Annotated in this window: 14 protein-coding genes and 1 pseudogene; 13 read left to right on the top strand and 2 right to left on the bottom strand. The window is 71.4% G+C overall.

Going from position 1 to position 11,500, the window contains the following annotated elements; translation table 11 throughout:
* The 8 genes and pseudogenes from ACZ4EG_RS46255 to ACZ4EG_RS46220 form a co-directional block, all read left to right on the top strand.
* A pseudogene (locus tag ACZ4EG_RS46255) lies at positions 1-194 on the top strand (2-oxoacid:ferredoxin oxidoreductase subunit beta); the annotation flags it as partial.
* 58 nt (positions 195-252) lie between these two features.
* Complete coding sequence (gene tpg / locus ACZ4EG_RS46250) at positions 253-807, top strand: telomere-protecting terminal protein Tpg (protein WP_390713295.1); 555 nt, start codon at positions 253-255, stop codon at positions 805-807.
* A 164-nt stretch (positions 808-971) separates the two neighbouring features.
* A complete protein-coding gene (locus tag ACZ4EG_RS46245) occupies positions 972-1,112 on the top strand; it encodes a hypothetical protein (RefSeq protein ID WP_263217154.1) in 141 nt (46 codons plus the stop codon).
* A gap of 103 nt (positions 1,113-1,215) precedes the next feature.
* Positions 1,216-2,076, top strand: coding sequence for a JmjC domain-containing protein (locus ACZ4EG_RS46240; protein WP_453561945.1), 861 nt, complete (start codon positions 1,216-1,218; stop codon positions 2,074-2,076).
* Positions 2,073-2,951 (top strand): JmjC domain-containing protein, encoded by an 879-nt coding sequence (locus ACZ4EG_RS46235; RefSeq protein ID WP_453561947.1) that lies wholly within the window; start codon positions 2,073-2,075, stop codon positions 2,949-2,951. Before ACZ4EG_RS46240 ends, ACZ4EG_RS46235 begins: the two co-directional genes overlap by 4 nt.
* Positions 2,948-3,457, top strand: a complete 510-nt coding sequence (locus ACZ4EG_RS46230; protein ID WP_467795010.1) for a GNAT family N-acetyltransferase — start codon at positions 2,948-2,950, stop codon at positions 3,455-3,457. Before ACZ4EG_RS46235 ends, ACZ4EG_RS46230 begins: the two co-directional genes overlap by 4 nt.
* A 76-nt stretch (positions 3,458-3,533) precedes the next feature.
* A complete protein-coding gene (locus tag ACZ4EG_RS46225; RefSeq protein ID WP_467795009.1) occupies positions 3,534-4,904 on the top strand; it encodes an MFS transporter in 1,371 nt (456 codons plus the stop codon).
* A gap of 57 nt (positions 4,905-4,961) precedes the next feature.
* Positions 4,962-5,843 (top strand): AAC(3) family N-acetyltransferase, encoded by an 882-nt coding sequence (locus ACZ4EG_RS46220; RefSeq protein ID WP_453561951.1) that lies wholly within the window; start codon positions 4,962-4,964, stop codon positions 5,841-5,843.
* Between the two features lie 443 nt (positions 5,844-6,286).
* Here the strand turns inward: ACZ4EG_RS46220 and ACZ4EG_RS46215 are convergent, their stop codons facing one another.
* Positions 6,287-7,108 carry an NAD(P)H-binding protein gene (locus ACZ4EG_RS46215; protein ID WP_453561953.1) on the bottom strand — a complete coding sequence of 274 codons (822 nt, stop codon included), beginning with the start codon at positions 7,106-7,108 and terminating at the stop codon, positions 6,287-6,289.
* Between the two features lie 121 nt (positions 7,109-7,229).
* On the opposite strand from ACZ4EG_RS46215, the gene ACZ4EG_RS46210 reads away from it, so the two are divergent.
* Both ACZ4EG_RS46210 and ACZ4EG_RS46205 read left to right on the top strand, forming a co-directional pair.
* Positions 7,230-7,793, top strand: coding sequence for a TetR/AcrR family transcriptional regulator (locus tag ACZ4EG_RS46210; RefSeq protein ID WP_453561955.1), 564 nt, complete (start codon positions 7,230-7,232; stop codon positions 7,791-7,793).
* Positions 7,794-8,072: 279 nt separating this feature from the next.
* On the top strand, positions 8,073-8,855 hold the full coding sequence (locus ACZ4EG_RS46205) for a hypothetical protein (RefSeq protein ID WP_467795008.1): 783 nt from the start codon (positions 8,073-8,075) through the stop codon (positions 8,853-8,855).
* Positions 8,856-8,899: 44 nt separating this feature from the next.
* Here the strand turns inward: ACZ4EG_RS46205 and ACZ4EG_RS46200 are convergent, their stop codons facing one another.
* The gene (locus ACZ4EG_RS46200; RefSeq protein WP_390713304.1) at positions 8,900-9,220 is read right to left on the bottom strand and encodes a helix-turn-helix domain-containing protein; all 321 of its coding nucleotides are present in this window, start codon (positions 9,218-9,220) and stop codon (positions 8,900-8,902) included.
* 519 nt (positions 9,221-9,739) lie between these two features.
* Here ACZ4EG_RS46200 and ACZ4EG_RS46195 point away from each other — a divergent pair.
* From ACZ4EG_RS46195 to ACZ4EG_RS46185, 3 genes are all read left to right on the top strand, one after another.
* Positions 9,740-9,991 (top strand): hypothetical protein, encoded by a 252-nt coding sequence (locus ACZ4EG_RS46195; protein WP_390713305.1) that lies wholly within the window; start codon positions 9,740-9,742, stop codon positions 9,989-9,991.
* A complete protein-coding gene (locus tag ACZ4EG_RS46190; RefSeq protein ID WP_467795007.1) occupies positions 9,991-10,368 on the top strand; it encodes a fic family toxin-antitoxin system, toxin component in 378 nt (125 codons plus the stop codon). The genes ACZ4EG_RS46195 and ACZ4EG_RS46190 overlap by 1 nt, the downstream gene beginning before the upstream one ends.
* A gap of 304 nt (positions 10,369-10,672) precedes the next feature.
* A complete protein-coding gene (locus ACZ4EG_RS46185) occupies positions 10,673-11,260 on the top strand; it encodes a lamin tail domain-containing protein (protein WP_467795006.1) in 588 nt (195 codons plus the stop codon).
* Positions 11,261-11,500 lie beyond the last annotated feature (240 nt).

The following is an 11,500-nucleotide window of genomic DNA, read 5'->3' as shown; positions in this document are numbered from 1 at the left end:
CGACGGCGTTCGCCCTCTCCCGCCTCGCCGACCCGGACAACCTGCACCACACCCCCATCGGGGTCTTCCGCTCCGTCGACCGGCCGGTCTACGACACCGAGATGGCCGACCAGCTCGAAGCGGCCGTCGACCGGCACGGCAAGGGAGACCTCGCGGCGCTGCTGACCGGCGGGGACACCTGGACGGTCCGCTGACCGGCCCGGCCTGTAACGTCTGCGACGACAGGCAGAGCGAGGGAAGCAGGGCGACGCGATGGTCGGTATCGGGGACACGCTCGACGTGGCCGCCGCCGAGCACTTCACGCGCCCTGCCCCCAAGTCGGCGCAGGCACAGATGCGTTTCCTGGTACGGCAGTTGAAGGGCACCCGGCAGGTGGCCGAGCTGCTGGGCGTCACGCAGCGCACGGTGGAGCGTTACGTCAAGGGCCAGCTGAAGCGCCCCCGCCATGACCTCGCCGAGAAGCTCGCGGCCGAGACCCGCAAGCGCTGGCAGCCGCGCGTGCGGGAACGGGCCCGTCGGCAGGCGGCCGCCACGGGCGGGATCTTCGTGTCGACACGCGCCCGCTTCGGTTTCACGGCGGCCCCCGGCACCAGCGACGACCCCCGGGTCCGCTACATCAACCAGGCCCTGCCCCCCGAGTACGCCTCCCGCCTCTTCGCCGCCCAGGACGCCGGCGCCCCCGAACGGCAGTTGCAGACCATCCTGGCCGAGGGCCTGGGCGAGATGTACTTCCGCGACCGCAACCGCCGCGCGGAGGGACTGTCGGTGGAGTTCACCGACATCCAGGAACTCGAACTGGGCTATTAGGGCCGCTACCGCGCTTCCGGAGCGGCGACCGCGTCTGCCTCCGGAGCCGTATGGGGCACGAGGGATCCAGACGGAGTCCATTGCTCTGCTAGGCCGGGTTGTCACGATCTCCGGCAGTCCGTCGCACATCCGCGGCGGGACCCCACTGCCTGCTGGAGGCTGACATGGGCATTCGTGACACGAAGAACGCCATCGAGGGCAACTCCGAGAACCCGGAGGAGCTGGCGCAGACCCAGATCGCCGGCGAGGAGGAGGACGCCTTCGACTCGCCGAAGACGATCATGAACCAGATCTCCAACGCCTGACAGTCCAGACGGCTCCGCCGGCCGGGGAGCATTCCCGGAGAACCTCACCGCGCCCTCCGGCCGGCGCCCGGACACGGAAGCCAACGGGGCCCTGGGGGTCGGGTTGAACACATCACTCGTAGAGACTCTGCGCGGCGAGGGCATCTTCGCCGACGCCTGGAACAAGGAATTCCGGATCCTCCGCGGCGCGGTCGATCCCGCCGGCTGCATCTCCTCCGCCTTCGTCGAGGACAGGCTGGAGGCCAGTCTGCTGCGCTGGCCGTACTTCTCCGTCCTGCGGCAGGGCGCCGTACCGCACGAGCGTGCCTACACCACGTCCCGCGACGTGATCGGGCACGAACGGCCCGGCTTCCCCGACCGCGCTGCGATCCACCGGCTCATGTCGGCCGGCGGCACCCTCAAGCTCAACCAGCTGTCCGACTGGCACCGGCCCACCCGCGCCCTCGTCGAGGAGTTCGAGGCGGCGGCCCCGGTCGCGGTGGCCTCGTACGTCTTCTGGACCCCGCCGGAGAGCCGAGGCATGCTGCCGCACCGCGATGCCTCGCACGTCGTGGCGGTCCAGCTGGAGGGCCGCAAGGAGTGGCAGCTGTACGCGCAGGAGGGCCAGGTGCGCGGCGACGCGGGCCTGGACGTGGACGCGCAGGAGCCGACCCACACGTTCGTGCTCGAACCGGGTGATGTGCTCTACCTGCCGCACGGCTGGCCGCACGACGCGATCGCCCGCGACGGTGACTCCTTCCACCTGACCTTCACCCTCACCGAGCCGACCCCGGACGACCTGCTCGAAGCGCTCGCCACCCATCTCCTGGCGAACGACTGGGAGTTGGCCCACCGCTTCCACGCGACCACCCTGGAGGAGCGGACCGAGAACGTGCGCTCCGCGCTGCTCGGCTCCGCCCGCTCACTCGACGACGACACCTGGGCGAACGCCGCCCTCACGGCCATGCGGGAGGTGGCCGGATGACCATCACACTCGAGGACCTGGTCGGCGACACCGAGGTCTTCTTCCGGGAGCACTGGGCGGCCCAGCCCGCGGTGTTCCGCTCCCGGGCCGACCTCACCGGTCTCATCACCGAGGAGGAGATGTGGGAGGAGGTGGACTGCGGGCTGCTGATCCGCCCGTACTTCACCTCGTTCGACGAGGGCGTGCGCACCGCGATCTCGGAGATGACCAAGCCGCGTACGATCGTCGGTCACAGCGTGCCCGGCTACATCAACCCCGAGCAGATCAAACGGGACTTCGCGGCCGGCGGCACCTTCAAGTTCAGCCAGCCCGAGCACTGGCACCCCAGGCTGCGGGCCCTGGTCCGCTCCCTGGAGCCGGAGTTCCGGGCCGAGTTGGAGTCGTTCGTCTTCCTCTCCCCGCCCGGCAAGACCGCGATCGCGGCCCACATGGACGGCTCCCATGTGCTCGTCCTGCAGGTCGCGGGCGTCAAGGACTGGGTGGTGGGCCGGCTCGACGAGACGTCGACCAGCGACTCCGACCGTTACGCCGGCGGCGTGATCCCCTACGATCGCCGCATGGAGGTCACCCTGAGGCCCGGCGACGTGCTGTACATGCCGCACGGCACCCCGCACTCCGCCACCGCCCGGATCGGCAACTCCATCCACATCGCCGTCACCATCGAGGAGCCCAGCACCAAGGACCTCGCCAATGTGTTCCTCGCCGAACTGCTCGGGCACCCCGAGTACGAGGCGCTCACCGAGGAGCACCACAAGCTGTCCCTGGCCGAACGGCTGGCCCGGCTGCGCACGCTCGTGGCCGACACCCTGACGGCGGCGGACGCGGACCAGGTGCTCAAGCAGGCCGTACGACTGAAGGCCGAGCACCGCGGATGAGTGTGGCGCTGCGCCCGGTGACCGCGGCCGACCTGGACCGGTTCGAGGCGGAGTTCGCCGGACCGGAAGGGCCCGGTGTCTACCAGTGGTTCGGCCACACGCCGACCGTACGGCTCCGGCGCCTGCTCGACGAGCGGGGACTGCTCGGCGGCGACGAGAACATGCTGTCCGTCACCGTCGACGACGTCCTCGCGGGGCGCGTCGAGTGGTTCCGCAGGGCGTGGGGCCGTGCGGACACCTCGTCCTGCTGGGAGATCGCCATCGGCCTCTTCGCGGCCCACCGCGGCCAGGGCGTCGGTACCCGGGCGCAGCGCCTCCTCGTCGACTACCTCTTCGAGCACACCCGCGTCGAACGCATCCAGGTGTGCACCGACGCCGACAACATCGCCGAGCAGCGCGCGGCGGAGAAGGCCGGCTTCGAGCTTGAGGGCCGCATCCGCCGCGCCCAGTGGCGCACGGGGGCCTGGCACGACCAGCTCATCTACTCGGTCCTGCGCACCTCCTGAGAGGCCTGCGGCCTCGCCGAGGTGCCGCCACGTCTTTCCGACATCTCTCCGACGTCGCTCCGAGCGGAGACACATCATGCGATCGCCCCTGCGTTCCCCCTTGCGTTCCCTGAACGCCCCCGCACGGCGGCTGGCCGTCCTGCACGGCATCGACGGGATCGGAGTCGGCCTCTATGTGGCCGGCTCCGCCGTCTATCTCACCCGGGTCACCGGCCTGACCGCGGCCCAGATCGGTCTCGCGCTCTCCGCCGCGGGGCTGACCGGCCTGCTCGCGTCGGTGCTCTTCGGCATCGTCGCCGACCGGATCGGCGCCCGTCCCCTGCTCAGCCGCCTGCTGCTGCTACTCGGCGTCGCGTACCTCCTCCTCCCCGCGGTCCACGCGGCCTGGGAGTTCGTCGCCCTTTCCGTGGTCATCGGCGCCCTGCAGTTCGGTACGGGCCCCTCCTTCATGTCCCTGGTCGCCGAACTGGTGCCGGAGAAGGACCGGGTGACGGCCCGCGCCGCGATCAGATCGGTCGGCAACGCCAGCATGGGCCTGGGCACGCTGGCCGCCGCCGCGGTGATCGCGGTGGGCACGGACGGTGCCCTGCAGATCATCCCCCTGGCCAACGGAGTCACCTTCGTCGTGGCCGCCGTACTGGTGCACCGCCTGCCCGCGGGCGCCGCCCACCCCGCCCCACCGGCCGCCGGCCGCTTCACCGCCCTGCGTGACGTGCCGTTCCTGCGGGTCGTCGGGGTGAACGCCGTACTGGCCCTGCACGACTCGGTGCTGGCGGTCGGCATCCCCCTCTGGATCGTGGTGGGCACGGGCCTGCCCACGACCCTGACCCCGCTCCTCATCGGCCTCAACACCCTGCTGTGCGTACTGCTCCAGGTCCGCGCGGCCAAGGGCACCGACGACCTGCCCGGCGCCGCCCGCGTCGCCCGCCGCGCGGGCCTGGCCGGAGCCGTGGCCTGCCTCATCCTCGTGCCCAGCGGCGACCTGACGCCCTGGGCCGCCGGAACCCTGGTGACCGCGGCCTTCCTGGTGATGACGGCCGCGGAGCTGTGGCACGCCGGAGCGTCCTACGGCCTCGCCTTCGCCCTGGCCCCCGACGACCGCCGCGGCGAGTACCTCGGCGCGTTCCAACTGCACCACGGGGTCCAGTCGATCGTGGGCCCGGCGGTCCTGACGTCGTTCATCGGCAGCGGCTCGGGCGCGGGCTGGACGGCGGTGGCGGCCCTCTTCGCAACGGCGGCCGTCCTGGCACCTCCGGTGGCCCGCAGGGCCGTCCCCCACCCGCTGCTTCCCAGGCCCGCCGACCCCGAACCCGCCCCGCACCTGCCTCCCGCAGCCGCCGACGGAGAATCCGTCCCACAGGGGCCACCCGCACCCGACAACGAAAGCAGCACGGGCGGTGCGGTTGGGAACCCCAACCCGGCCGAAGGCCGGGTGCCCACCCACTGACCTGCACCGGCACAACACCGCACCACGCCACACCGCACCCACCCCCGGAGGCCCCGCATGCTGCACCCCGCCGCCGGCCCACAAACCCCTGGCCCCTACAGCCGAGCCGACCTGACAGCAGGCCTCCGTTCCCTGGGAATCGCCGAAGGCGACACCGTACTGGTGCACACCGCGATCAGTGCCCTCGGCTGGACCGCCGGCGGTGGAGTCGCGCTCGTACGGGCGCTGCGCGACACCGTGGGCACGGCCGGCACCCTGGCCGTACCCACCTTCACCACCTATCTGACCGACCCCGCCACCTGGGTCCAGCGCCCGGTGCCCCGCACCTGGTGGCCCCGAGTCCGCGCGTCCCTGCCGGAGTTCGACCCGGCCGTGCACCCGGCCCAGCCCCGCCTCGGCCGCTTCCCCGAGGTCGTACGGTCCCTGCCCGGCGCCCGCCGCTCCGGCCACCCGCTCTACTCCTTCGCCGCGGAGGGCCCGGCCGCGCGGGAGATCCTGGGCGCCCATCCACTCCCGTACGGCCTGGGCGCGAACAGCCCCCTGGCGGGCCTGTGCCGGGCCGGCGCCAAGGTCCTCCTGCTCGGCGTCGGCTGGGACAAGGCGACGGTCCTCCACCTGGCCGAGCACCTCACGCCGTACCCCGGCCGCCGCAGCCACCGTATGGACGTACCACGCGAGACGGCGGACGGAGCCGTCCGCTGGGAGCCCAGCGACCAACTGGTCATGTACGAGGGCGACTACGAGCACATCGGTGCGGCCGCGGCCCACGCGGGCCTGGTCACCGAGGGCCCGGTCGGCGCGGCCCGCGCCCTGCTCTGCCCCGCCGCCGAACTGGTGGACCTGGCCTGCGCCTGGCTCGCCCGCCACCGCGACCTGAGCGGCTGGCGCGTGGCCCCGAACATGACGGGAGTGACCGAGGCCCCGCCCACGGCCCTGTGATCACGAACCTCGCGGCGAACATCATGGTTCGGTGGCCGAGGTTCCTTGCTTGTCGCGGCCGGAGAGCCCACGGTTGAAGGTGGTGACCTTCCATCCCCGCGCCAGTGCGCTCTCCACGATGTGCTTGCCCGAAAAGGGGGGCTTCGAAGTCGGGCGGTAGTCCACGGTCGGCAAGTGGCAGCTCTGGGCCACCGGCCGCCCCAGTGCGGCTTGGCAGACGCCGTCGGTTCTGGCCCAGATCCGCCCATCGACGACCGGCGTGACGGCTGCGGTCGGCCGTTGGCTCCGCACGCCCCTGGGGACGTCATCCGCTTCCGCGTCCGAGGCACCGATGAGACGTGTGACGTCCTGGTGAAGCGGGACTCCGCGGAGAAGGAAGCCCTCGCCGCTCCCGCAGCATCGGGAGAGGGTGACGGACTCCTCGGACCCCTCATGCCCCAAGGTCACCGGAACGCCCCGGAGTTGCGCACCGCCCACGCCCCGAACGGAGCCGCCGCCCGCCCCAGCACCCGCTCCACGTCCCCGCTGATCCGCCGCTCCTCGGCGGTGGGCTCCCCGAGGATCGCCAGCGTGCCCTCCACGACGGGCGCCGGCAGGAACCGCGACATCTGGGCGTGCGCCTCCTCGCGGCTCTGCTCGACGAAGGTCACCGGCTCCCCGAGCGCCTCCGCGACGGCCGCGGCCCGCTGCCGCGGCGTGGTGGCCTCGGGACCGGTCAGCACATACGTGGCCCCGTCGTGCCCGTCCTCCCGCAGTACGGCGGCGGCCACCGCGGCCACGTCGTCCGGGTCGACGAAGGGCAGCCCCACCCCGGCGAACGGAGCGGCGGCGGTACGGTGCAGCCGTACCGGCTCTGCCCAGGCGAGGGTGTTGGAGGCCAGCCCGCCGGAGCGGAGCACCGTGTGTGCCAGCCCCGACGCGGCCACCGCGGCCTCGAACCCGGCGGCGTGCGCATACACCCCCGGCCGTGTGCCGACGCCCTGCGAGGACAGCAGCACCACCTTGGTGACCCCGGCCGCGGCCGCCCGCTCCAGAATCCCGACCGGATCCTCCCCGGCGACGAGCAGGAACAGCGCCTTGGCCCCCTTCAGCGCCGGCACCAGACTCTCCGGTTCACCGAGATCGGCGGCGACGGCCCGCACTCCGTCCGGCACATCGGTCCGGGAGATCCGCCGGGCCACGGCGGTCACGGCCTCCCCGGACCCGGCCAGCATCCGGACCAGCGCCCGTCCGACGTTCCCGGTGGCACCCGTTACAACGATCACGGCCCCTCCATGTATTGAGATGCAATTCGTGCATGTATTGAGATGCGACGCGTGTGAGTTAGTTGACTAACTAAGTCCACACGCTAGCCGCCCCCACCCCCCGCTGTCTATCCTCAGTCAGGTGACTGACTCAAAGCCGACCAAGCGTGAGCGCCTGGTGGCCGCCGCCGTCCAGGTGTTCCACGAGCAGGGCGTGGAGAAGACCACCCTCGGGGACATCGCCGGAGCCGCCGACGTCCCCCTCGGCAACGTCTACTACTACTTCAAGACCAAGAACCAGCTGGTCGAGGCCGCGGTGGACGCCCACTGCGCCCAACTGCACGCGCTCACCGGCCAGTTGGATGCCCTCCCCGACCCCGCCACCCGCCTCAAGTCGCTCATAGCCGGCTGGGTCGAACAGCGCGACGTCGCGGCCCGCTTCGGCTGCCCCTTCGGCACCCTGGCCACCGAGCTCGACAAGCGCGACGACGGCCTGGACCAGGCCGCCGCCAAGGTGATGCGGGCCCTGATCGACTGGGCCGAGTCCCAGTTCACCCTGCTCGGCCGCCCCGACGCCCACGACCTCGCGATCGAACTCGTCGCCGCCTACCAGGGCATGTCGGTCCTCACCAACACCCTGCGCGACCCGGACCTGATGGCCACCCAGGGCCGCCGCCTGCAGACGTGGATCGACACCCTCACCTGATCCTGAACGCCGGTACGGGCGCCGTACGTGCGTGGCCGAATCCCTTGTCATCACGTGCCGGTTGGTGCGCAAAGCGACGCCACCGGGCAGCACCGAGTGGGAGTATCGAGAGGCACTTGCGGCAGTCCTGTCACACCCGGCTGCCGTGGGGCAGGGCTGGGCGCATGAACGCCGAGGGGGAGCCCGCCTCACCTTCGCTCACTGACGACGGTCCTTCCTGTCCGCGTACGCATGGGGCCGTCGATGAGCTGGTATCAAGAGACATGGTGCACTGACTACGTGTTACCTGCCGCGGCCTGCGCTGTCATCGGCTGGCTGGGCATGCTGCGCCACTTCCACGGCAAGGGCAGACTCCTCGGCACGGCGAGATCCGCCGGCCTGTCCTTCGCCGTCCTGGCCCTGATGTGCTCGGCCGCCATCGGTACGGCCCATCTCCTGCCGCACCTCGCCTCGCTACCGCCGGTGACCGCGGGCGTGGCCACCGGAGCCGCCGCGGCACCCCGCAAGAAGCAGGACGAGAACACCCAGCCCTACGTCAAGTTCCTGACGCTGGGCGTCGCCTGGCTGATGGAGCGGCTCGAATACCGGCTGCACAGTGACGGTCAGAGCTGGAGCGAGGCATTTTTGGCCGACTTCACGGAATCGGCGCCGCTGCGCATCTTCAACCACGACCTGATGCAGTACCTGCTGGACCGGCATCGCCAGCCGGCGCTCAGCAAGCAGATCACCGCCTGCTACGAGGACGCGAAGAAGGCGATCGACAGGGCCCTGGACGTCCAGACGAGCACCGACATGGCGTGCCACGGCGATGGAACCTGGCTGTCACAACGGGAACCGACCGAGCAGGAGCGTTACGACTGCCGTTCGTCCTTCGGCGAGGCCCGGGCCCAGAGCGGGCACCTCCTCCTCATCGCCTATGTGCACGGCCGCCGCTCCGAGGCTCCCCAGCTGGAGGAACTGCGCGAGAAGGCCCTGCCGCAGGACGCCTACCACAGCGCCGCGCTGCCCGTGCAACGCCGCCGCTTCGGTGGCCTGCGCGGCCTGCGCCGCGACCGTCGCTGAACCGTGAGGCACAGACAGGGGCTACGGGTGCGGCGCGCCCCGGCCTACAGTCGCGACGTGATGCCGCTGTCGCGCACCGGCGATGTGCTGAGGCTGCTGTCGGCGGTCTTCGGGCGCGGGGAGAATCTGATCTCGACGTCGGCGCCGAGCGCTTCCGCGGCGGCAGCGAGCGTACGGACCGTCAGATTGGCGTCCCCGGACATGATCTGACTCACGCGTCCCGGACTCACGCCCATGGCCTTGGCCAGATCGGAGCGGGATTTGCCCAGGCCGGCCAGCAGGCCCGCCAGAGAAGCGGTCGCCTGACGCGCGAGCTGCGCACCGGCCAAGTCCGTTCGGTTCTCGCCTCCGGCGAAGAAGCCCATGGTGTCACCCCCAAGTCCCCGGACGGCAAGGTCTGTTGAGCCCGTCCGTGGTTCCAGGATGCCACCTTTAGGTATAGCTAAAAACACGGTTCCAGGAAAAAGTCCCGCAGCCACCCTCCTGGGCACACTTTCAGACACCCTCTGACCTGCCCCGACCCCACCCACCGAACATTTCAGGCCGACCTCGGACATCACCCAGACGGCGGCGCGGGGCACGCGAAGAACCCCGGCCCTGAAGGATCAGGACCGGGGTTCTCGGTCGGAGCGCCGGGCAGGCCTTGCACCTGCATTTCCCCGCAGGAAGCGGGGCGTCTTTCCTTGGACCACCAACGCATCGCGCGCTTCCCGGTTTGTCCGGGCGGCGAGCTCAAGATCGACTATACAGCACGTACGGCCATCCGATCTGCAAGTCGCATGATCCGACCGCGATCGACTCGGCTGCCGACCGGCCCGGCTCTCTCCGGCCTCTCTCGCGCCCCTCTCTGGCCCGTCGGTGGTAACAGCTGTTACCATCCGAGTATGGCGAAGCCACAACTCGGCGTACGCGTCGACCCCGAGGTCAAGCAGCTCGCCCAGGTCCGCGCCAAGGACCTCGGGCTGGACCTGGGCGACTACATCGCCCGTCTCGTCCGCGAGGACACCGAGGGCATCCGTGCCCGTGCCCTGGAGGCAGCCCGCCGCTTCCTGGACGAGCACCAGTCGGTCTTCGACGAGGCCGAGGATGCCGAGAGGGCCGGCGAGCCGGGCGCACCGGGGGCGCACGCCGCGTAATGGACCTGCACATCGACGTCCCCTGGATCCTTCAGGTAGCCGAGATCGCCGGCGCGGGCGACCCCGCCCCCGACGACTACGGCGTACCGGTCGCCGCCGTGGCCGCCCACAAGGCCGAACTCCTCCAACAGCCGGTCTACGACGGCCCGTACGCCCGGGCCGCCGCCCTGATCCACATCCTGGGCCGCTGCCGCTGGCTGGAGCGCTCCAACATGGCCGTGGCCGCGGCGACGGGAGTGATGTACCTGGAGGCGTCCGGCATCCCGGTCAAGCCCACGCGAGAGGACGCGACGGCCCTGCGCGACCTCCTCCGCGACCCCACCTGCACCACCCGCAGAATCGCCGCCCTGCTCCGCTCCTGGCCCGTGGTGGCCTGACGGTGGCGATGCATCCACCGCATCCGCGCCGCGCCCCGAGCTGGTGACTGTTACTCACTTTCGGGTGAGGGCCCGGATGGCGGAGGGTGGCCGGTGCCGGCGCTGACAAGGGACAACAACCAGGCAAAGCCCTAAACCGGACTATTGGCCACATAAATGAATACTACAGACAAACGTCACGGAACTGTGCGCGATCTGTAACAGCCCTCGGGTCATCCGCCGACCGTGCCGCGCGGACCGGAAGGTGTGGATGTGCGGCCGCCCGGCCGCCACCCGCACCACGCACCCTGCAAAGGGGGACCCTGTGTCCGCTTCTGTTCTCGTGACCACGCGCCGTCTGACGGCGGCCGCTGCCGTGGCGGCCGCGGCCGTAGGCGCGGTGGCGCTGCCGGCGGCGGCAGCCGACCACTTGCCGAGGGGCTCGGCCGACCGAGTGGTCATCAGCCGTGTGCAGTACGACTCCGCGGGCCGTGGCGACCGCTCGAACCGCTCCCTGAACCGTGAATGGGTGGAGATCAGCAACAACAGCCGGTACGGCGTCGACCTCACCGGGTGGACGCTGTCGGACGAGGTCGGCCGCACCTACACGTTCCGTGGCTTCCGGCTGAACGGCGAGGCGACCGTGCGCGTCCACACCGGGTTCGGGCGGGACACCCAGAGCGACCTGTACCAGGGCCGGCGCTACGAGGTGTGGGACGACGACACCGACACCGCGACCCTGCGCAACGACCGCGGCCGCTTCATCAGCGCCGCTGCCTGGGGCGACCACCGCCGCCACATCGTCGACCACCGGCGTTACGACGACGACCGCCGCGACCACCGCCACTTCGAGGACCGCCGCATCGATGACCGCCGTATCGACGACCGTCGCCACGAGGGAGGCCGCGGCTGACAGTTCTTCTTCATCGGCGGGGGGGGGGGGGGGGGGCGGGGGGGGGGGGGGGGCGGGGGGGGGGGGGGGGGGGGGGGGGGGGGGGGGCGGGGGGGGGGGGGTGGGGGGGGGGGGGGGGGGGGGGGGGGGGGGCGGGGGGGGGGGGGGCCGCGGGGGGGGGGGGGGGGGGGGGCCCCCCCCCCCCCGAAACGCAGGCATCCCTACGAACGTTCCGCTCATCCGGCCGGCTCCTCCTCCGTG

This window comes from Streptomyces sp. NPDC025638 (assembly GCF_055558775.1).
This window is presented reverse-complemented; position numbering and strand designations above follow the sequence as displayed.